General features: G+C 73.3%; 21 protein-coding genes and 2 tRNA genes. 18 read left to right on the top strand and 5 right to left on the bottom strand.

Features of this window, described 5'->3' with window-relative positions; all coding sequences use genetic code 11:
• The first annotated feature begins 158 nt into the window (after positions 1-158).
• Together ACE101_RS30450 and ACE101_RS30455 are read left to right on the top strand one after the other, a co-directional pair.
• A complete protein-coding gene (locus tag ACE101_RS30450; RefSeq protein ID WP_379137999.1) occupies positions 159-770 on the top strand; it encodes a TetR/AcrR family transcriptional regulator in 612 nt (203 codons plus the stop codon).
• 194 nt (positions 771-964) lie between these two features.
• Entirely contained in the window at positions 965-1,249 is a 285-nt protein-coding gene (locus ACE101_RS30455) for a hypothetical protein (protein WP_379138001.1), read from the top strand.
• A 13-nt stretch (positions 1,250-1,262) separates the two neighbouring features.
• Here ACE101_RS30455 and ACE101_RS30460 read toward each other — a convergent pair whose 3' ends face one another.
• Together ACE101_RS30460 and ACE101_RS30465 are read right to left on the bottom strand one after the other, a co-directional pair.
• A complete protein-coding gene (locus ACE101_RS30460; protein WP_379138004.1) occupies positions 1,263-2,330 on the bottom strand; it encodes an AI-2E family transporter in 1,068 nt (355 codons plus the stop codon).
• 110 nt (positions 2,331-2,440) lie between these two features.
• Positions 2,441-2,896 (bottom strand): molybdenum cofactor biosynthesis protein MoaE, encoded by a 456-nt coding sequence (locus tag ACE101_RS30465; RefSeq protein ID WP_379138006.1) that lies wholly within the window; start codon positions 2,894-2,896, stop codon positions 2,441-2,443.
• Positions 2,897-3,025: 129 nt separating this feature from the next.
• Between ACE101_RS30465 and ACE101_RS30470 the strand changes: the two genes are divergently transcribed.
• The gene (locus ACE101_RS30470; RefSeq protein WP_379138009.1) at positions 3,026-4,063 is read left to right on the top strand and encodes a gamma carbonic anhydrase family protein; all 1,038 of its coding nucleotides are present in this window, start codon (positions 3,026-3,028) and stop codon (positions 4,061-4,063) included.
• Positions 4,064-4,085: 22 nt separating this feature from the next.
• Here ACE101_RS30470 and ACE101_RS30475 read toward each other — a convergent pair whose 3' ends face one another.
• Positions 4,086-4,259: a hypothetical protein gene (locus ACE101_RS30475; RefSeq protein ID WP_379138012.1), complete on the bottom strand. Its 174-nt coding sequence runs from the start codon at positions 4,257-4,259 to the stop codon at positions 4,086-4,088.
• 330 nt (positions 4,260-4,589) lie between these two features.
• On the opposite strand from ACE101_RS30475, the gene ACE101_RS30480 reads away from it, so the two are divergent.
• Entirely contained in the window at positions 4,590-5,522 is a 933-nt protein-coding gene (locus ACE101_RS30480; protein ID WP_379138015.1) for a 50S ribosomal protein L11 methyltransferase, read from the top strand.
• On the opposite strand, the gene ACE101_RS30485 is transcribed toward ACE101_RS30480, so the two are convergent.
• Entirely contained in the window at positions 5,503-5,970 is a 468-nt protein-coding gene (locus ACE101_RS30485) for a hypothetical protein (RefSeq protein ID WP_379138018.1), read from the bottom strand. The genes ACE101_RS30480 and ACE101_RS30485 overlap by 20 nt on opposite strands.
• Before the next feature lie 123 nt (positions 5,971-6,093).
• Between ACE101_RS30485 and ACE101_RS30490 the strand changes: the two genes are divergently transcribed.
• The 3 genes from ACE101_RS30490 (at position 6,094) to ACE101_RS30500 (ending at position 8,060) form a co-directional block, all read left to right on the top strand.
• A complete protein-coding gene (locus tag ACE101_RS30490) occupies positions 6,094-7,527 on the top strand; it encodes an NAD-dependent succinate-semialdehyde dehydrogenase (protein ID WP_379138021.1) in 1,434 nt (477 codons plus the stop codon).
• 148 nt (positions 7,528-7,675) lie between these two features.
• Positions 7,676-7,752: transfer RNA gene (locus ACE101_RS30495), tRNA-Arg, on the top strand.
• Between the two features lie 231 nt (positions 7,753-7,983).
• Positions 7,984-8,060 (top strand) — tRNA-Arg (locus ACE101_RS30500).
• A gap of 192 nt (positions 8,061-8,252) precedes the next feature.
• Here ACE101_RS30500 and ACE101_RS30505 read toward each other — a convergent pair.
• Complete coding sequence (locus tag ACE101_RS30505) at positions 8,253-8,678, bottom strand: MerR family transcriptional regulator (protein WP_379138024.1); 426 nt, start codon at positions 8,676-8,678, stop codon at positions 8,253-8,255.
• Positions 8,679-8,749: 71 nt separating this feature from the next.
• Between ACE101_RS30505 and ACE101_RS30510 the strand changes: the two genes are divergently transcribed.
• The 11 genes from ACE101_RS30510 (at position 8,750) to ACE101_RS30560 (ending at position 19,994) form a co-directional block, all read left to right on the top strand.
• Positions 8,750-9,901, top strand: coding sequence for an SDR family oxidoreductase (locus ACE101_RS30510; RefSeq protein ID WP_379138027.1), 1,152 nt, complete (start codon positions 8,750-8,752; stop codon positions 9,899-9,901).
• 329 nt (positions 9,902-10,230) lie between these two features.
• A complete protein-coding gene (locus ACE101_RS30515) occupies positions 10,231-12,150 on the top strand; it encodes a methyl-accepting chemotaxis protein (RefSeq protein WP_379138030.1) in 1,920 nt (639 codons plus the stop codon).
• Positions 12,143-13,468: a chemotaxis protein CheW gene (locus tag ACE101_RS30520; RefSeq protein WP_379138033.1), complete on the top strand. Its 1,326-nt coding sequence runs from the start codon at positions 12,143-12,145 to the stop codon at positions 13,466-13,468. The genes ACE101_RS30515 and ACE101_RS30520 overlap by 8 nt, the downstream gene beginning before the upstream one ends.
• Entirely contained in the window at positions 13,465-14,538 is a 1,074-nt protein-coding gene (gene cheB / locus ACE101_RS30525; RefSeq protein WP_379138036.1) for a chemotaxis-specific protein-glutamate methyltransferase CheB, read from the top strand. Before ACE101_RS30520 ends, cheB begins: the two co-directional genes overlap by 4 nt.
• Positions 14,538-15,140 (top strand): HEAT repeat domain-containing protein, encoded by a 603-nt coding sequence (locus ACE101_RS30530; RefSeq protein WP_379138039.1) that lies wholly within the window; start codon positions 14,538-14,540, stop codon positions 15,138-15,140. Before cheB ends, ACE101_RS30530 begins: the two co-directional genes overlap by 1 nt.
• A 1-nt stretch (position 15,141) precedes the next feature.
• Positions 15,142-16,017, top strand: coding sequence for a CheR family methyltransferase (locus tag ACE101_RS30535; protein ID WP_379138042.1), 876 nt, complete (start codon positions 15,142-15,144; stop codon positions 16,015-16,017).
• The gene (locus ACE101_RS30540) at positions 16,010-16,402 is read left to right on the top strand and encodes a response regulator (protein WP_379138045.1); all 393 of its coding nucleotides are present in this window, start codon (positions 16,010-16,012) and stop codon (positions 16,400-16,402) included. The genes ACE101_RS30535 and ACE101_RS30540 overlap by 8 nt, the downstream gene beginning before the upstream one ends.
• On the top strand, positions 16,399-18,621 hold the full coding sequence (locus tag ACE101_RS30545; protein WP_379138048.1) for a chemotaxis protein CheA: 2,223 nt from the start codon (positions 16,399-16,401) through the stop codon (positions 18,619-18,621). The genes ACE101_RS30540 and ACE101_RS30545 overlap by 4 nt, the downstream gene beginning before the upstream one ends.
• On the top strand, positions 18,618-18,860 hold the full coding sequence (locus ACE101_RS30550) for a hypothetical protein (protein WP_379138051.1): 243 nt from the start codon (positions 18,618-18,620) through the stop codon (positions 18,858-18,860). Before ACE101_RS30545 ends, ACE101_RS30550 begins: the two co-directional genes overlap by 4 nt.
• A gap of 115 nt (positions 18,861-18,975) precedes the next feature.
• On the top strand, positions 18,976-19,359 hold the full coding sequence (locus ACE101_RS30555; RefSeq protein ID WP_379138054.1) for a response regulator transcription factor: 384 nt from the start codon (positions 18,976-18,978) through the stop codon (positions 19,357-19,359).
• Positions 19,356-19,994 carry a chemotaxis protein CheX gene (locus ACE101_RS30560; RefSeq protein ID WP_379138057.1) on the top strand — a complete coding sequence of 213 codons (639 nt, stop codon included), beginning with the start codon at positions 19,356-19,358 and terminating at the stop codon, positions 19,992-19,994. The genes ACE101_RS30555 and ACE101_RS30560 overlap by 4 nt, the downstream gene beginning before the upstream one ends.
• The last annotated feature ends 16 nt before the right edge of the window (positions 19,995-20,010 follow it).

Here is a 20,010-nt window from a genome sequence, read left to right on the forward strand (position 1 = left end):
GCCCCGGGCGGGGCAAGGCGCGAATTCATGTCGGCAGGCCCTTCCGGCCGCCCCGCCGCGTTGTGAGAGTGCGGGCGGGAGACTTGCTCCGACATGGGCCGACGTACTATTTACTGACCGGATAGTCAATAAGGGATGCGATGGGTGCGGAGCGGAGCGTGCGGCGCCAGCGGCGCAAGGAGGAGCGGCCGGGGGAGATCCTGGAGGCGGCCTTCGAGGAATTCGCCCTGAAAGGCTTTTCGGCGACGCGCCTCGACGACGTGGCGGCGCGGGCCGGCATCACCAAGGGCACGATCTACGTCTACTTCCCGAACAAGGAGGAGCTGTTCCTCGCGACCTTCCGCGAGATGGTGCGGCCGATGATCGAGCACATCCAGGCGCTGACCGCCTCGCCGGAGGGGCCGGCCCTGGAGATCCTCCGCGCGCATTTCCGCTTCGTCTACGCGCGCATGGTGGCGGACCGGCGGGGGCGCGAAATGCTGCGCATGCTGATGGCGGAGGCCGGGCGCTTCCCCGGCCTCGCCGAGCGCTGGCACGACGAGGTGATCGGCCCTTCGATCGCGGCGATGCGGACGGTGATGGCCTACGGCATTGCCCGCGGCGAGTTCCGGTGCAGCGCGGCGGAGGCCTTCCCCCACCTGCTGTTCTCCCCCGTCCTCACCGCCTCGACCTGGCTGAGCCTGTTCGGGGAGACGCAGCCGCTCGACCTCGACGGCTATGCGGCGGCGCATCTCGAGATGCTGAAGCGGACCCTCTGCGTCGAGGGCTGATGCAGGATCCGCCCGCCGGGTTCAGCGCGGCCCTTCGCGGCACGATACGCCCGGAGAGTGGGCCGATCGACGATGACAGTCGCAGCCGGGACATTCGTGACCCGTCCTGGACTGAACCGCCCCGACCGGTCGCGCGTCAGCGACTCTTTAGTGCCTTTCCGGCAGAAAGGCGGCGGAGTTGGAGTGCGCGTGGGATGAGCCGGATCGAGGTCGAGGACGGACTGCATCTGTGCTTTCCCGGACGGTGCGCCGAATTCGGCGAGGGCGTCGCCATCGGCTACCTCGTGGCGCGGCTCGCCTCGGGCGCGCCGCACTTCACCCGGCTGATCGCCCCCGAGACGCTGGTGCAGGTGCGCGACGTGGCGGAACGGTTCGGCTACCGGGCGCGGGTCGTGGCGGAAACGGCCGAGGGCTGCGAGGTCGCCTTCGCCCGCCCACCGGCGCGGCCGGCGCTGCGGCTCGTCGGCGACGCGCGCTGAGCGGATCCGGCCCTCACCCCTCCATCTCGTCCACGTAGAGCTTGTCGAGCAGCACCTTGGCGACCGCCATCAGCGGCAGCGCCAGGGCGATGCCCCAGAGGCCGAACAGCACGCCGAGCAGGATCTGGCCCGCGAAGATCGTGGCCGGCGGGATGTCGATGGCGCGCTTCTGGACGAAGGGCGTGAGCACGTAGCTCTCCAACATCTGGACCACGAGGTAGATTCCCAGGGCGCCGAGCGCGCCCTTGAGGCCCTGCGCCAAGCCGGCGAGCACGATGATGAGGCCGGCGATCAGCGCGCCGATGGTGGGGATGAAGCAGAGCAGGCCCGCCTGCAGGCCGAGGATCAGCGCCCCGTCGAGCCCGAGCAGGGACAGGCCGAGCCAGACGCAGACGAAGATCGCCGCCATGACGACGATCTGGCCGAACAGCCAGTGCCGCAGCGTCTCCCCGAGCGCGTCCGCGACCTCGGCGGCCCGGGGCCGGTGGCGGCGGGGCACGAAGTGCAGCAGGCCGTCCCGGTAGGCCTGCGGCTGGGCGGCCAGGAAGAGCCCGAGCGCGATCACCACGAAGATGTTGCCGATCGCCCCGAACACCCGCACGGCGATCGACGAGGCCTGACCGAGCATGCGCCCGGCGCTGGACAGGAGCGCGCTCGGGTTCGGCAAGCCGCGGGCCTCGCCCCCCTCCCCCCTCCGGTCGCCCTCCTGCGGCTGCGCGAGATCGAGCGCGCTCGTGTCGACGCCGCGCTCCCTCAGCCAGTCGCGCACGGTCTGGCTCTGCTGCTTCAGCGTCCGGCCGAGGGTGTCGGCCTGTCCGGCAAGGGTCGCTCCGCCGAACCCCACGAGGCCGAGCACGAGGCCGGTGAGCACCACGCTCACCATGGCGAGCCGGACGCCGTGGCCGAGGGGCAGGAAGCGGCCAAGAACGCGCGCCAGCCCGTCGAGGAAGACGCCGAACAGGATGCCGGCGAAGATCAGGAGCAAGGTGTCGGCCGCCTGCCAGGCGAGGCCGAGCCCCGCGGCGAAGAGCACGACCCCGATCCCCGCGAGAAGCCGCGGCCGCACGCCCGAATCCATCATCGCGGACCCCCCGACAATCCCCTCGGCCGCGCGACACGGGGCGCCCGCGCCCTCTCACCCAGCGGCAAGGGGATAAGTCCCGCCGCCGGCCAAGGTTCACCCGCGCGTGGTCACCAGCGGCCGGCGGCCGCCTCGTCCTGCGCCGTCGCCTCGACCCAGCCGCCCACCGTCCCGTCCGCGAGATGCTCGCGCTTCCAGAACGGCGCGCGGGTCTTGAGGTAATCCATCAGGAAGCTCGCCGCCTCGAAGGCCGCGGTCCGGTGGGCGGAGGCGGTGAGGACCAGGACGATGCCCTCGCCGGGCCGGATCAGCCCGTGCCGGTGGATCACCGTCGCGGCGTCGAGGGGCCAGCGCCCGGCCGCCTCCTCCATCACCCGTGCCACTTCCGCCTCGGCCATGCCGGGGTAATGTTCCAGTTCGAGGGCGGCGAGGCGTCCGCCCTCGTCGCGGCACAGGCCCGTGAAGGTCACGACCGCCCCCGCCCGCCCGCGCGCGGCCGCGGACAGGGCCGCGATCTCGGCCGCGACGTCGAAGGGCTCGGACTGGATGCTGAGGTGCGGCGTCATGGGGGCTGCCTACCACAGGCGGCGCGGGGGTGCGATCCGGGCTGGCTGGCCGATGCCTCCGGTGCGAGAAGCGGCCGGCCTTGCCCGAGCCAGCCTTGCTCGAGCCCGCCTTGTCCGAGAGAGTGTCCCGTGAGCCCCGACCTGCTGCTTCCCTACGACGGCATCGCGCCGGTCTTCGCCACGCCCCCGCTCCATTGCGGGCGCGGCAGCACGGTGATCGGCCGCACGACCCTCGGGGCCGGGGCGTGGATCGGCGCCGACGCGGTCAGCCGCGGCGACGGCCACGACATCATCGCGGGCGACCGGCTCTGGCTCGGCCCCCGGGCCACGCTCCACATCGCCCAGGACAAGTATCCCTGCATCCTCGGCGACCACGTCACGGTGGGGGTCAATGCCGTGGTGCATGCCTGCACGGTCGGCGACGATTGCGTGATCGAGGCGGATTGCGTGATCCTCGACGGCTCGGTGATCGAGGACGGGGTGCTGATCGAGGCCGGCAGCGTGGTCTATCCGCGCTCGACCCTCGCCGGCGGCTTCGCCTATGCGGGTGCGCCCGCCGCGCCGGTCCGCCCGCTCGCTCCGGGCGAACTCGCGGAGCGCGCCGCCCGCCTGCGCGGCAGCGGGGATCCGGCCTCGCCCGCGCCGGCCCCGGCCTCGCCGGCCCCGGAGGCGCGCGACGCCACGGTCTTCGTCGCCCGCACCGCGCGCCTGCGCGGGCCCGTCGATCTCGCCCCGGGCGCGAGCGTGCTCTTCGCCTGCGACCTCGCCGCGGAGGGCGGCCCCATCGTGCTCGGGCCGAACGTCAACGTGCAGGACAACAGCGTCATCCGCACCACCGCGGACGGGCTGGTGATCGAGCGGGACACCACGCTCGGGCACAACGTCCGCGTCGCGGACGGGCATATCGGCGCGCGCAGCCTCATCGGCATCGGCGCCGTGCTGGCGCCCGGCACCGTGGTCGGCGAGGATGTTCTGGTGGCCGCGGGCGCCCGGACGGAGCCCGGCCAGGTGCTGGACTCGGGCTGGCTCTGGGGCGGGCGCCCCGCCCGGCCCCTCGCCCCCCTCGACGCGGACAAGCGGGAGATGATGCGCCGCATCGTGCAGCAATATGCCGGCTACGGCCGCGCCTACCGGAAGGCGCAGGGGACGCCGCCCTCCGCGGGCTGAGGTGGCGGAGGGCCGGCGGGCGTCAGGCCTTCGGCTGGCCAGCCGGCTCGGCCGGTTCCGTGGCGGCGATCTCGGCCCGGTGCAGGCGGCTCAGGAGCACCAGCAGGTGGCCCGGCAGGGCGGTCTCGTCGGTGCTGATCGGGTTCACCCGGATCGGTTGGGGCACGCGGCGGGCCAGGGGGGAGGTTGGGGTCACGGGATCCTCTGTGGGCCGAAGGGGCTCACGAACTCGAACACGCATCGCGAAGTCCTTCTGGGGCCGGCTTCTGCGGCCGGCGCGGCAATGAACGCGGCGACTCACCCCCGGTTCCCGCCGATTCTGATGAGGGGCCATGACGGGGCGGTGACGATGGGCGACCGCGCCGCCGGGGCCCCCGGCGGACCGGTGGCGGCGCCTCCGCGAGGGTGGTAAGCAGGCGCGCCTCGGCCGGGCCCTCCGCGCATCCGCTGAGCACCCTGCCCGTGTCGCCGGTTTTCGCCGCAGAACCAGGGGCACCCGTCCGCAATCGGCTGTAAGATTCCGCCCATGCTCGAAGGCCTCCCGCCCCATCGCCCGACCCACGTGCTGCGCCTCGACACGAGCGAGCGCGCCGCCCGCGCCATGACCGACCTCCTCGGCGAGGTCTTCGACCCGACCGAGACGGCGGTCGCCGCCTTCGAGGCCGAGGACGGCGTGACGTGGCGCCTCGAAGCCTATTTCTCCGAGGAGCCGGACGAGGACGCGGTGCGCGACCTGATCCGCCCGATCGTCGGCGAGGCCGCCGATGCGGCGGTCTTCACGGCCATCGACCAGCAGGACTGGGTGCGCGCCTCCCTCGAGGGACTGAAGCCCGTGCGGGCGGGCCGGGTTCTGGTCCACGGCTCACACGATCGCGAGCACGTGCGCGCCAACGACCGCCCGATCGAGATCGAGGCGGCGCTGGCCTTCGGCACCGGCCATCACGGCACCACCCTCGGCTGCCTCCTCGCCCTCGTCGACGCGCTGAAGCACCGCCGCCTGCGCCGGGTGCTCGACGTCGGCACCGGCACCGGCATCCTCGGCCTCGCGGCGGCGCGCCTGCTCCACATCCGGGTGATCGCGGGCGATCTCGATCCGGAGGCGGTCGCCACCGCCCGCAGCAACGCGGCGCTGAATGGGCTGCGCCCCTACCTGACCTTCTACGAGGCGCCGGGCGTGCGCCACGCCCTCGCCGACCGGACGCGGCGCTTCGACCTCGTCTTCGCCAACATCCTGGCCCGGCCGCTGACGCGCCTCGCGCCCTCGCTCACCCGGGTGGTGGCCCCGGGCGGCACGCTCGTCCTGTCGGGGCTGATCGCCCGGGACGTGCCCGGCGTGCTCGCGGCCTACGCGGCCCAGGGCTTCGCCCTGCGCCGCCGCCGGCTGATCGAGGGCTGGGCGACGCTGGAACTGCGGCGCGGGGGCGCCGCCCCCCGGCCGCTCAGCGGATGGAGATCCTGACGTCGAGGTTGCTGGCGGTCCCGTCCGGATAGATGACGAGGACGCGGAAGCGGTCGAGGCCCTCGTAGCCCTCGGCCGCCTCGAAGACCATCTTCAGGCCGTCGACCTTGCGGACGTTGCAGGCGGCGAGCGGCGAGGCGGCGGCATAGCGCGGGAAGGACTGGCCCGGCGTCAGCGTCACGGTGCCGTGCTCCGGCTTCGAGACGAGGCGGGCCACCACCGGCTCCTGCGTCGAGCAATCCGGGAACAGGGCCGTGAAGAATCCGATGGTCCGGGCCTCGTTCATCGGCACCACGCGATTGTACGGCGTCGCGGCGATCTCGGGGAATTCCGAGGCGGGCGGCGGGACGGGCGAGGGCGGCGCGGCGGGCTGGGCCCCGGCCGCCGAGACGGCCAGCAGGAGCGCGCAGCCGGCGCCGCGCAAGGTCGAGCACGCAGGACGGATCACAGCCGATCTCTCCGTTGAGGTCCCTGGATGCAGGGCCGGTATCCGGCAAACCCCCATGCGCTCCCCATCCGGATGCGCTAGACGCGGCAGATCGCCCCCCGCGTGATGAGGATATGCCGCACGATGTTTCCCGATGTCCATCTGCACATCGCCGGAGAGTGGCGCCGTGGCGCCGACGGCCAGACCCTTCCGATCCTGAACCCGGCGACGGGTGAGACCCTGAGCCAGCTGGCCGTGGCGACCCGTGACGACCTCGACGCGGCGCTCGCCGCCGCCGAGCGGGGCTTTGCCGCGTGGCGCAAGGTCTCGGCCTTCGAGCGCAGCAAGGTGCTGCGCAAGGCCGCCGACCTCCTGCGCGCCCGGGCCGACGAGATCGCCCGCATCATGACCCTGGAGCAGGGCAAGCCCCTCGCCGAGGCCCGCGTCGAGGTGATGGCGGCCGGCGACACCATGGACTGGTTCGCCGAGGAGGGCCGGCGGGCCTATGGCCGCGTGATCCCGCCGCGCGCCGAGGGCGTGATGCAGATCGTGCTGCGCGAGCCGGTCGGCCCGGTGGCGGCCTTCACGCCCTGGAACTTCCCGATCAACCAGGCGGTGCGCAAGGTCGCGGCCTCGCTCTGCACCGGCTGCTCGGTGATCCTGAAGGGCCCCGAGGACACGCCCGCGAGCTGCGCGGCGCTGATCCAGGCGCTCCTCGACGCGGGCGTGCCGGGCGACGTGGTCGGCCTCGTCTACGGCGATCCGGCGACGATCTCCTCCTACCTCATCGCGCATCCGGTGATCCGGAAGATGTCCTTCACGGGCTCGACCGCGGTGGGCAAGGAACTGGCGGCGCTCGCCGGCCGGCACATGAAGCGGGCGACGATGGAACTCGGCGGCCACGCCCCGGCGATCGTCTTCCGCGACGCGGACGTGACGAAGGCGGTGCAGGTGCTGGGCGCCAACAAGTTCCGCAACGCCGGCCAGGTCTGCGTGGCGCCCACCCGCTTCCTCGTGCACGATTCGGTGTTCGACCGCTTCGTCGGCGACTTCGTGGAACTCGCCCGGAACCTGAAGGTCGGCGACGGCCTGGAGGCGGGCGTGACCATGGGCCCGCTCGCCCATGGCCGGCGCATCGAGGCGATGGAATCCTTCGTGGCCGACGCGCAGGACAAGGGCGCCACCCTGCGCACCGGCGGCAAGCGCATCGGCAACCGCGGCAATTTCTTCGAGCCGACGGTGTTCACCGACGTGCCCCTCGACGCCCGGATCATGAACGAGGAGCCCTTCGGGCCGATCGCGGCGATCCAGCGCTTCTCGGACGACGAGGAGGCCTTCACGGAGGCGAACCGCCTCCCCTTCGGGCTGGCCGCCTACGCCTATACGCGCTCCTCCGAGACGGCGACCAGGCTCGCCACGCGCATCGAGAGCGGCATGCTGTCGATCAACCATCACGGCATCGCCCTGCCCGAGACGCCCTTCGGCGGCGTGAAGGATTCCGGCTACGGCAGCGAGGGCGGCTCCGAGGCGATCGAGGGCTACCTCAACACCCGCTTCGTCACCCAGGCCGCCTTCTGACGGCCTCCTTCGGCCGGCGCCTCCCGGGCGCCGGCCGCTGTCACGGCGCCCGGGCGATTTTCTGGGTTGCCGGATTTTCTGGGTTGCCAAGCCGGCGCGAACCCTCTAGATCACCGCTCACCGGCGACGGCAATTGCCTCCCGGTCAGGCGCCCGTAGCTCAGCTGGATAGAGCACCAGACTACGAATCTGGGGGTCAGAGGTTCGAATCCTTTCGGGCGCGCCATTCCCAATCCTCGCGAAGAATGATCTTGAGAAGCCGAGATGGCTCTCGAGCTGCCGCAAGGAGAGATTCTCGACAATCTTCAGTCAAAACCGGCCGGCCCCGCGCCACGGTCGGCGCCCGTGCAAGCTCATCAACGGCCGACCTCCGCAAAATCGTCGGGCGCATGTTGCCAAGCCGGCGCGAACCCTCTAGACCACCGCTCACCGGCGACGGCAATTGCCGCCCGGTCAGGCGCCCGTAGCTCAGCTGGATAGAGCACCAGACTACGAATCTGGGGGTCAGAGGTTCGAATCCTTTCGGGCGCGCCATCTTCTTCGATATGAGCGATCAGAAGGCGGTAAGGCGCGAGGCTATGCGCTGATCCGGCTGCCAATACTTATGCGATCGCCACCGAACCTCGCCGAAGCCGCGCGCGGCGAAAAACTTCTTGTTACATCAAAGAACTATGATGATCTCGTCGCGTTCATCGTGGTCGAGCGTCGCGATCAGCTTTGACCCTCCTATGAATTCCGCGTCGCAATCTCCGTGAGGCACAACGCCTTCCCTGAAAAGCGGGGTTCGTCGCCGGGCTTGCCGCGCGCCATCCAGCCGCGCTTGGCGCGCAGATAATCGAGCAGCTTGGCCAAGTCCGCCGCCTTCTGTTCAAGCTTGGCGACCTGCGCGTCGATGATCGCCATCTCGCGCTCTGCCGATAATCCGTCGCTGAGAAGTTCGCGCGCGATCTCCGCGATCTCCCTGAGCGGCATGCCGAGGGATTGCGCGAACCGGATCATCAGCGCGGTGGAAACATCCCGCTCCGTGAAAACCTGATAGGGGTTGCGACCTCCCCGGACGCCTGTTTCCGGCGCCAGAAGACCTTTGCGGACATAGAAGCGAACCGTGTCCTGGCTGAGGCCGGCGCGTTTGGCAAACTCTCCGATCAACATCGAAATCACCGTTGACCATGGACCATGCTCCAGCCTTATCGAACGGGCTCCTTCGATTGTGGAGCTGAATCGTGACGGACGGTGCGGACAAGGCAGAAGGCGTTCCCCTCGCCTTCGTGACGGGGGCAACAGGTCTGCTCGGCAACAATCTCGTGCGCGAACTGAGCGCGGCCGGATGGCGGGTACGGGCGCTGGTGCGCTCGCCCGACAAGGCGCGGCAACAGTTCGGAGGGCTCGACGTGGAGATCGTGCGCGGCGACATGCTGGATGTGCCCGGCTTTGCCGCCTCGCTCGCCGAGGTCAGCACGGTGTTCCACACCGCTGCCTATTTCCGCGATTCCTACAAAGGCGGCAGGCATTGGGATGCGCTCTATGCCGCCAATGTCGAAGGGACCCGCCATCTGCTCGACCACGCCTATCGCGCAGGGATAAGGCGCTTCGTTCATACGAGTTCGATCGCCGTGCTGCATGGTGCGCGGGGAGCGGTCATCGACGAGACGATGCTGCGCGACGAGCGCGACGCGGATGACTATTACCGCAGCAAGATCCTGTCGGATCGTGTCGTGCTTGCCTTTCTCGATGCGCATCCGGATTTCCGGGCCGTCATGGTGCTGCCCGGCTGGATGCATGGACCGGGGGATATCGGGCCGACCTCGGCGGGGCAGACGGTCATCGACGTGGCGCTTCGGCGGCTGCCCGGGGTGCCGCCGGGTTCCTTCTCGGTGGTCGATGCCCGCGATGTCGCGCGGGCGATGATCCTCGCCGACGAGAGAGGACGGCGCGGTGAGCGCTATCTGGCGGCCGGTCGGCACATGACGATGGCCGATCTCCTGCCGCTGATCGCCGAGGCAACGGGCGTCCCGGCGCCCAGCCGCCGGATTCCGCTGTGGCTGATGCATGCACTCGCCGCCGGCTACGAGATCTATGCCCGGCTGAGCGGACGCCCGGTCCTGCTGAGCTGGGCGATGGCGCGCACCGTCGCGACCGAGAATGAGCGGTCACGCTACGATCCGGCCAAGAGCGAACGGGAACTCGGCCTGCATTTCCGCCCGGTGAAGGAAACCCTGAGCGACGAGGTGGCGTGGTTCCGCGGAAGCGGTCTCATCCCAAGGTGTCGAACCGGAAGGCTGGGTCCGGCTTCGTCTCCAGGAGGATTTCGGCGAGGCGGTGCTACCGCGGGTGCTCGGCCGATTCGCCCGTGCGCACCCGAAAGCCAGGATTGAGAGCCGGATCGCGCAACGGCGAATTGCCTGCCGAGATCGCCTCCGGACAACGCGATCTCGCGCTGGATTGGGACGCCGGGGCCGCCGCATCGGTCGAGCGGATCGCAACGATGCCGCTGTGTCGGCTTGGAGCGTTGGCTTGGAGCCGCAGACGAGGAACCCGTCTGCGGGCCGGACGGCGATCAGCCACTGCCGCGCGTCGCACTGGAAGCGCCGTGCCTGCGACGGACGATCGCCTGCGAGCACGTGATCGAGACGGCTCGCCGGCGGCTTGACCCGCGCGAGCGCGCTCCGGCACACCAAGGCCCTCGCGCGGCGTGGATGGTCCGATGGCGTTGGTGAAGAAGACGAAGCTCGCCTCCCGGGAGGAGCCGCCCGCGCCCGTCGCGGCGCCTCGGGCGGAGGCGGCGGCCGGAACCGGACGCCAGCGCGCCGGAACCCGGAAGCAGAAGGTCACCGAGCGCCTCGCCGCCGCCGCACAGGAACTGGCGGCGGGCATCACCGAAGCCTCGGCCGCCTCGGAGGAACTCCGGCGGGCGATGACGCTGATCGCGGCCGGCGCCGAGGAGGCCGCGGGCGCCGCCCAGCAATCCCTCGCCGCGGTCACCACGATCGTCGGGCGGCTCGCGCAGGCCCGCGAACGGGCTGACATGTCCCGGCAGCGGACCACGGCCTTCCAGGCGCTGCTGATCGAGGCCAACGCGCAGGTCACCCAGTCGGTCGCGGCGATCCAGACCAACGCCGCGCGCCAGACCGCCACCGTCGCCACGGTGACGGATCTCGACCGGGGCGCCGCCCTGATCGGCGAGGTCACCGGCGCGGTCGGCTACGTGTCCGACCAGACCAACCTGCTCGCCCTCAACGCCGCCATCGAGGCGGAGCGTGCGGGCGCCGAGGGCCGGGGCTTCGCCATCGTGGCGGACGAGGTGCGGGCCCTGGCCGAGACCGCCGAGGCGGGCGCCCGCGACGCCCAATCCCTCGCGGAGGCGATCCGGGCCGAGGTCGGCGCCATCGGGGCGGGGATCCGGGCCGCGGCGGAGCGGGCCGTGGCCGATGCGGCGGCGGGGGAGCGCGTGACGCGCGAGCTGGACGCGGCCCGCATCGATCTCGGGGCCCTCGCGGATGGCACCCAAGCCATCCTGGCCGCCGCGATCGAGGCCGAGACGACCTTGCGCGAGGCCCAGCGCGGCGCCGAGCAGATCGCCGCCGCCGCGGAGCAGCAGGCCACCGCTGCGGTCGAGGCCCAGCAGGCGGTGTCCCAGCAGACCCTCGCCCTCGAGCAGAGTCGGATCACGGCCCAGCACCTCTCGGGCCTCGCGGAGGAGGTGCGGCGCGGCCGCGGCCGGCAGACGTCGCGCGCCGAAGAGGTGGCCGCCTCGGCCGACGAATTCGCTGCGACCATCCAGGAACTCTCCGGCGCCGCGACCCAGATCCTCGCGGCGGTCGACCAGATCAGCCGCGGCACCGGCATCCAGAGCGCCGCCGTCCGCCAGTCGAGCACCGCCCTCGCGGAGGTCGAGCGCGGCGCCGGGCGCGCGCGGGCGAGCGCCACCGCGGCGCTGGAGCGCGTCGCCGCCCTCGGCCGGGCGATCCGCGAGGCCCGCGCCAGCCTGATCGGCCTCGCCGAGGGGGTGACGCGCGCCTTCGACGAGACCTGCGCCGGCCTGGAGCGGGTCGGCGCTCTCGAATCCAGCACCCGTCGCATCGCGACCATCGTCGATTCGATCGCCCTCGTGGCGGCTCAGATCAGCATGCTCGGCGTGAGCGGCTCCATCGAGGCGACCCGGGCCGGCACCGAGGGGCAGGGCTTCGCCGTGGTCTCGTCCGACATCCGGGCGCTCGCCCGCGAGGCCGCCCGCAGCGCCGAGCGGATCCGCGACACGGTGCGCACGGTCCAGGACGGCGCCGCGGCGGTCCGGCGGGCGCTGGAGCAGGCCGCCGCCGCCGGGGAGACCGAGATCCGGCGCAACCGCACGCTGCTCGGCCATCTCGCCACCGTCGAGGACGACGTGGCGGCGCTGGAACGGGCGAATGCGGAGACCGCCGAGGGCGCCGACACGATCCTGCGCATCACGGGCGAGATGACGACGGGCGCGGGCCAGATCGCCGTGGCGGCCGAGGAGGCCGACCGCGCCGCCACCGAGGCCGCCACCGCCGCCCGGCAGCAGGCCCGCGGCGCGGAGGATCTCGCCGCCGCGGTCGAGGAGATCGCCGCCCTTTCCGGCGAGTTGCGGCTCGCGGATGCTTGATCCCACCGCTCTCGGCCACGGCGCTCCGGCGCGCTTCCTCCTCGTCGCGCTCGGTCAGGATCGCGCCGCGCTTCCGGGCGGGCGCGTCCGCGCGATCCTGCCTGCACCGCCCCTGACGCGCCTGCCGGGCCTGCCCTCGGCCGTGGCGGGGCTCGCGCCCTTGCGCGGAGCCGCTCTGCCGGTTCTCGATCTGCACCGGCTCCTGAACCGGGACGGCGCGCCCGCGGGCAAGCCGGGTCGCCTGGTCGTGGCCGATGCGGGGGAGCCGGTCGGGCTCCTCATCGACCGCGTCGTCGGCCTGAGCGGGGGCGACGCTCTCGCCGGGGCCGGGATCCTCGACCTGCCGCGCCTCGTCGCGGCCCTCGCCCTCCCGGCCTCGGTCATCCGGCCACCGCCCGGCCGCACGGCCGCTGCGACGCCCGAGGCCGCGGCGGAGGTCGCCCTGATCGAGGTCGGGACGGCGGGCCGGTCCTACGCCCTGCCGCTCGCCGAGGTCACGGAGATCCTGGCCCTGCCGCCGGAGGGGACGAGCGGCCGGCCCGCCCCCGGGGAGATGGTCCGGCGCGGGCGCATCCTGCCCCTGCGGCCGCTCGCGCATCTGCTCGGCCTTGAGGCGGAACCGGGCATGGCGAACGGGCGCGTGGTGGTGGCCCGGGGTGTCGGGATCGGGGTCGAGGCGGTCGGATCGGTCCTCCGGCTGCCGCCGGGAACGATCGATCCGCTTCCGGAGGTTCTGCGCCACGGGCGGAGCGGCGCCGTCGCGGCGGTCGCGCGCCGCGGCGAGGGCGACCTCCTCCCGGTCCTGTCCCTCGACGGCCTGCTCGCGGCACTCGGTCCGGAGACCCCGGCCGCGGCCCTCGTCGAGCCGCCGCGCGTCCCGCCGGGCGAGACGGTCGTCGTGGTCGCGGTCGGGGATGGGCGCTACGGGCTGCCCTCCGGCGCGGTCTCGGCGATCCGGCGCGTGCCTGCGGCGATCACCCGGCTCCCCTGGGCGCCGGCCGGCGTCGCCGGCCTGATCGACCTGCGCGGCGCCGCCATCCCGGTCATCGATCTGCGGGGCCGGCTGGGGCAGCCGGCGGGCGCGGCGGATGCGCGCGCGCGCATCCTCATCCTGGGCAGCGGGGAGCAGCGCGCGGGCCTGCGCGTCGACGGGATCCTCGGCCGACGCGCCCTCCCCCCGGGCGCGGTCCGCCCGCCGCCGGAGGGCCTCGATGCCGCGGTCACCCGCGCGGCGGATCTCGGGGCGGGGGAGCTGCTCCCGCTCCTCGATCCGGAGCGGCTCCTCGCTCCCGGAGCCCCGGCGAGGACGGCCGCATGATCCGGCTCCTCGTCGTCGACGACTCGGCGCTGATGCGCAAGCTCCTCGGGGAGATCTTCGCGGCGGAGGGGGATTTCGAGGTCGCGGTCGCCCGCGACGGCCGGGAAGCCCTCGACGTCCTGGAGCAGTTCCGGCCCGACGTCGTCACCCTCGACATCACCATGCCGGGGCTCGACGGCCTCGCCTGCCTCGACCGGATCATGCTGGAGCGGCCCTGCCCGGTGGTGATGCTGTCGGGCCTCACCGCCGAGGGGGCCGAGGCGAGCCTGGAGGCGCTGGCGCGCGGGGCGGTCGACGTGGTCGCCAAACCGGCGGGAGCCGTCTCGCTGGCGATCGACGATCTCGCCCCCGGCCTCGTGCGGAAGGTGCGGGCGGCCGCGCAGGCCCGGCCGCGTCCCGCGCTCGGCCTCGCCGCGCGCGTGCGGGCGCGCCACGCCGCGCTCCGGCCCCCGGCCCCGTCACCGGCGAATCCGGAACCCCGCGCGCCGTCCTCCCCCCTGCCCGGCCTCGTCCTCGTCGGCTGCTCGACCGGCGGACCGCCCGCCCTCGACAGCCTGCTGTCGGCGCTACCCGCCGGCTTCCCCTGGCCGGTCATCATTGCCCAGCACATGCCCGGCAGCTTCACCGGGCCGCTGGCGCGGCGCCTCGACGGGCTCTGCGCCCTTTCCGTGCAGGAGGTGACGCGGCCGACCCCCCTGTCGGCGGGGCACGTCTATGTCGGACGGGGCGACGCGGACGTGATCGTCGCCCGCCGCCCGGCCGGCCTCGTCGCCGCGCCGGCCCCCGCCCATCCCGACCATCCCTGGCACCCCTCGGTCGACCGCCTCGTCGCGAGCGCCCTCGGCCATGTCGAGGCCGCCCGCCTCGTCGGCATCCTGATGACCGGCATGGGGCGCGACGGCGCGCGCAGCATGGCGGAACTGCGCGCCCGCGGCGGGCGCACCATCGCCGAAGCGGAGGAGAGCGCGGTGGTCTGGGGCATGCCGGGGGAACTCGTCCGCGCCGGGGGCGCGACCCGCATCGCGCCGCTCGACGCGATTCCCGCCGAACTCCTGGCCTGGATCGGCTGATGCCCCTCGTCCGCCGCGATCCCCCGGGCGCCCGCCCACCCGCCGAGACGACGGCCGCACCCGCCGATCTGCACGCCCCGGAGCCCGACCGGCGGCTCGCCGCCGCGCGGGATCTCGCCGGCCGCCCCGGCGCCGCGACGATCCTCGGCCCCGCCCTCGCCGCCGAGACGGTGCTGCGGGTGCGCGAGGCGCTGCTGCGCGCCCTCATCGCCTGCGGGGCGGAGGGCGCCGCGGCGCTGGCCCCGCATCTGCGCGCGGAGGAACCGGCCCTGCGCAACGCCTGCGTCGAGGCCCTGCAGGACATGCCGGCCGACGTGCTTCCCCTGCTGCCGGGCCTGCTCGCTGATCCGGACGCGGATGTGCGGCTGCTCGCCGCCGCGATCGCCCGGACGCAGGAGCCCGGCACCGCCACGGCGCTCCTCGCCGGGCTCCTGGAGCGGGAGACGGACGCCAATGTCTGCGCCGCCGCGGTCGAGACGCTCGCCGAGACCGGGACGGCGCAAGCCGTCCCGGCCCTGCGGGCGGCGCGGGCGCGCTTCTCCGCCACTCCCTTCCTGCCCGGCGCGATCGACACCGTGATCGCCCGCCTCGCCGGCGCCTGACATGACGGACATGGGCCCTTCGGGCGCTCCCAGCCTCTCGGAGGCCGATTTCGGGCGGCTCGCGGACTTCTTCTACCGGCGCACCGGCATCCTGCTCACGCCCGGACATCGCGCGCTCGTCGACCGGCGCGTGGCGGAGCGGATCGCCGCCACCGGGGCCGCCTCCTTCACGGAGTATTTCGCGCTCCTGCGCGCCGGAAGCGGCGGCGCCGTCGAGAGCCTGATCAATGCCCTGACGGTCAACGAGACCTATTTCTTCCGCGAGGAATACCAGCTGCGCTGCCTCACCGCCTCGCTCGTCGGGCAGGTCACGGCGGGCCGGGCGCCGGGCGAGGCGGTGCGGATCTGGTCCATGCCCTGCGCGACCGGGGAGGAGCCCTATTCGCTGGCGATCTGGCTCCTGGAGCACTGGCCCGAGGTCGATCGCTACGAGGTCGAGATCGTCGGCTCGGACATCGACACCCGGGTCCTCGCGGCGGCCGAGGCGGGCCGCTACGGGGAGCGCGCGCTGATGCGCCTGCCCCGGGATCTGGTGCGCCGCTACTTCGTGCCCGAGCCCGATGCCGGGGACGGCCCCCACTGGCGCATCATCGGCGAGCTGCGCGAATCCGTGCGCTTCACCCCCTGCAACCTGATGGACGAGCGCGCCATGGCGGCCCAGGGCCGCTTCGACATCGTGTTCTGCCGCAACGTGCTGATCTACTTCGACGACGCCTCGCGCCGCACCGCCGCCGGGAACCTCTATGACAGCCTCGCGCCGGGCGGCTTCATCTGCCTCGGCCACACCGAATCGATGAGCCGGATCTCGCCCCTGTTCCGCGTCTGCCGCACCGCGGACGCCATCGTCTACCAGCGGCCGGAGGAGGACCATGCCTGAGACCGTCGCCGGCCCCCGCATCCTCGTCATCGACGACGCGAGCCTCGTGCGCCGCTACTACCGCGACGCGCTGGAGCGGGCCGGATTCCGGGTGGACGAGGCGCTCAACGGCATCGAGGCGCTGGAGCTGCTGCTGTCGAGCCCCTACGACCTCGTGGTCGTGGACGTGAACATGCCGAAGATGGACGGTCTCACCTTCCTGCGCGCCCTGCGCAGCCGCCCGGACCCGGTGCGGGCGGTCCCGGCCCTGGTGACGAGCACGGAATCCGGCGCGCACGACCGTCTGGCCGCCCGCGCGGCCGGGGCGAACTTCTACCTCGTGAAGCCCCTCGCCGAGGACGTCCTCGTGGCGCATGCGGCGGCTTTGAGCGGGTGGCACCGGTGAAGGACCTGATCGCGCAGTTCCTCATCGAGGCGCGGGACCTCATCGGGTCGGCCGCCGACGACCTCCTCGCCCTCGAAGCATCGCCCGGGGATGCGGCGGCCCTCGACCGCGCCTTCCGGGCCTTCCACACGCTGAAGGGCTCGGTGGGCCTGTTCGACTATCCCCCACTGCTCGCCGTGCTCCACGCCGCCGAGGACGGGCTCGGGGCGGCCCGGGCCGGAACCCGCGCGATCGATGCCGCCCTGACCGACAGGCTCCTCGCGATCCTCGACGCCACCGCGTGCTGGACCGAGGCCATCGCGACGGCGGGCGCGCTGCCCGCCGGCGCCGCGGACGAGGCCGGGCGGCTCGTCGCGCATCTGCGCGGCGCCGAGGCCCCGCGGGATCCGGCAGCGCCGGCACGGGAAGCCTCCGCGCCGCCCGACTGGGTCCTGCCCCTCCTCGACCGGGCGGAGGCGGCTCCGGCCGGCGCTGCCCTGCTCGCCCTCCGCTACCGGCCGCATGCCGAGTGCTTCTTCACCGGGGACGATCCGCTCGGCCTCGTGCGGCGGCTCCCCGGGCTTCTGGCCCTGCGCGTGACGCCCGCCGAGCCCTGGCCTTGCGAGGGCGAGGTCGACGTCTATCGCTGCAACCTCGACATTGCGCTCCTCACGGCGGACCCGCCGGAGAGCGTCGACGCGGTCTTCCGCCTCGTCCGCGATCAGGTCACGCTCGTCCCGGTGGCGCCGCGCCCCGCTCCGGCCCGGCCGTCCCTCACCACCGGGATCCTCGCCGAGCAGATGAGCCTCCTCGCGACGGCGGGCGATCCGGACGGCGAGGCCGGCCGGCACGAGGCGGCGGCCCGCGCCGCCGCCAACGCCCTGCGGGCGGAGGGCCGCACGGCCGCGGCCGAGGCCGTCCTCGCCGCCGCCCGGGACGGCGCCGCGGCCCTGGCGGAACGGCTCGCCTCCCTGGGAGAGGCCGGCCCGGCCTCCTGGGCGGCCGGTTCCGCCGAGGTCGCAGGCGGGCCCGACCGCACCCTGCGGATCGAGGCCGACCGGCTGGACGCCCTCGTGGCGCTCACGGGGGACCTCGTCGTCGCCCGCAACGCACTGAATCATCTCGCAGGGCGTGCCGAGGCCGGGATCGACCCGGCCGCACTCTCCCGTGCCCTGCGCGAGAGCGACGCCCGGATCGGTCAGCTCGTCGGGGAATTGCATCGCGGCGTCACCGCCCTGACGCTCCTGCCGCTCGCCACCGTCTTCCGGCGCTTCGCCCGGCCCCTGCGCGAAATCGCCCGCGGCCTCGGCAAGGAGGTCGCCCTCACGGTCGAGGGCGGCGAGGTGGGAGCCGACAAGGCGGTCGCAGACGCCCTGTTCGAGCCGCTGCTGCACGTGCTGCGCAACGCGGTCGATCACGGCCTGGAATCCCCCGATGAGCGCCGGCTCGCCGGTAAGTCGCCGACCGGCCGGATCACCCTGCGGGCGGCGCTGCTCCGCGGCCGGCTCGCCGTCAGCGTCTCGGATGACGGGCGCGGCATCGACCCGGCCCTCATCCGCCGCCGGGCCGGAGCGCGCGGGCTGCACGGCGACGCGGCGCTGGCGACCATGAGCGACGCGGCGGCGATCGACCTGATCTTCACCCCCGGCTTCTCCACGGCGGAGCGCGTGAGCGACCTCTCGGGCCGCGGAATCGGCATGGATGCGGTGCGGGCGGCGATGGAGCGGCTCGGCGGGCAGGTCTCGGTGGAGAGCCGCGTCGGCGCGGGCACCACGATCCGGCTCCTCCTGGCCCAGACCATCGCCCTCACCCGGATCATGCTGGTGAGCGTGGGCCCGGAGCGTTACGGCGTCCCGCTCTCGGCCCTGGCCGAGGTGGCACAGGTGCCGCGGGCGCGCATCCGCGATCTCGGCCCCGGACTCGGCGCCGCGGTGAGCCTGCGCGGCCGCACGGTGCCGGTGCTGGGGCTCGGCGGGCTGCTCGGGCTCCCGGCGCCCGAGCCCGGGGACGGCACCGCGCGGCTCCTCGTGGTGCAGGCCGGCCCCGAGATCGTGGCGCTGGAGGTCGATCGCTTCGGCGAGCGGCTCGACGTGCTGACGCGCCCGCTTGCCGGCCTCGCCGCCGCGGCGCCGGGCTTCTGCGGCACCACGCTGCTCGGCGACGGGCGGATCCTGCTCGTGCTCGACCCGCCCGCTCTCGTCGCCCTGGCCGGCGGCCCCGCACCCGGAGACATCGCATGAGCGTGCAGCTCTCCGCGGAGGGAGACGTCGTCCTGCTCGAGGGCAATTGCCCGGTCGAGGATGCCGAGCCGCTCGCGGCCCTGCTCCTCGGGCATCCGGACGCGAGCGTCGACTGGAGCGCCTGCACCCGGCTGCACACCGCCGTGGTGCAGGTGATGCTGCGCCTGCGACCGCCACTGCGGGGCAGCTGCGGCGACCCCTTCGCCGCGCGCTGGCTCGACCCGCGCGGGAACACGTAGAACGCGCAGGCGTGCGGGCCAGCTTCCATTTGGGCTTCACCTCGACCGCGTGGGACGCATATACGCGGAGAGCCGGCGGCCGCGCCGACCCTCGCCACACCGCGTGATCGCCCGCATGCCCGTCACCGCCCTCATCGTCGACGACAGCAAGCTCGCCCGCCTCGTCGTGGCCAAGCTCCTGCGCCAGCTGAAGCCCGACTGGGCCCTGGCCGAGGCCGCGAATGCCGACGAGGCGCTGGCGCTGATCGCCGGGCAGCCGATCGACGTCGCCCTCCTCGATTTCAACATGCCGGGCCGGGACGGCCTCGACCTTGCGGGCGCCCTGCGCGCGGCGCGCCCGGAGATGCCCATCGCGGTGATCTCGGCCAACATCCAGGACGAGATCGTCGCGCGCACCCGGGGCGTCGGCGCCACCTTCCTTGCCAAGCCCCTGACCGAGGACGCCCTGTCCGGCTTCGTCTCCGGGGCGTCCCTGCGCCTGCGGAGGGCGGCGTCGTGACCGCGTCCGTCGCGCTCTCGGCGCTCCAGCAGGACGCCTTCACGGAACTCGTCAATATCGGCGTCAGCCGCGCGGCCGCGAGCCTGCGCAAGATGATCGGCGTGCAGGTGCTGCTCTCGGTCCCCTCGATCGAGATCGTCTCGCGGGCGGATGCGGCGCGCCTGGTGGCCGAACGCGAGGCCTCCGATCTGGTGGTGATCCACCAGGGCTTCGAGGGCGCCTTCTCGGGCCGCGCCCTGCTGATCTTCCCCCAGGAGACCGGCCGCGAACTCGTCCGCGCCGTCACGGGCGAGGAACTCTCCGCCGAGGAGATCGCGGCGCTGGAGGACGAGGCCCTCACCGAGACGGGCAACATCATCCTGAACGGCTGCCTCGCCACCATGGCGAACATGCTCCAGCAGACCCTGACGATGTCGCTGCCCGAGGTGCTGCGCGGCGACGGCGTCCGGATCTTCCAGCCGCTCGCCGGCGGCGATGCGTCCGCGCTCGTCCTGTTCCTCTACATCAACTTCTCGGTGCGCGAGCGCGACATCCGCGGCTACATCGCGATGCTGATGGACCTGCCGTCGCTGGAGAACCTGAAGGTCCTGATCGACGACTTCATCGCGCGCGCCATCGGCGAGACGGGCGGCTGATGCGGGCGCCCCGAAT

Origin of the sequence: Methylobacterium carpenticola (genome assembly GCF_042748905.1) — a bacterium.
Taxonomy (GTDB): Bacteria; Pseudomonadota; Alphaproteobacteria; order Rhizobiales; family Beijerinckiaceae; genus Methylobacterium; species Methylobacterium carpenticola.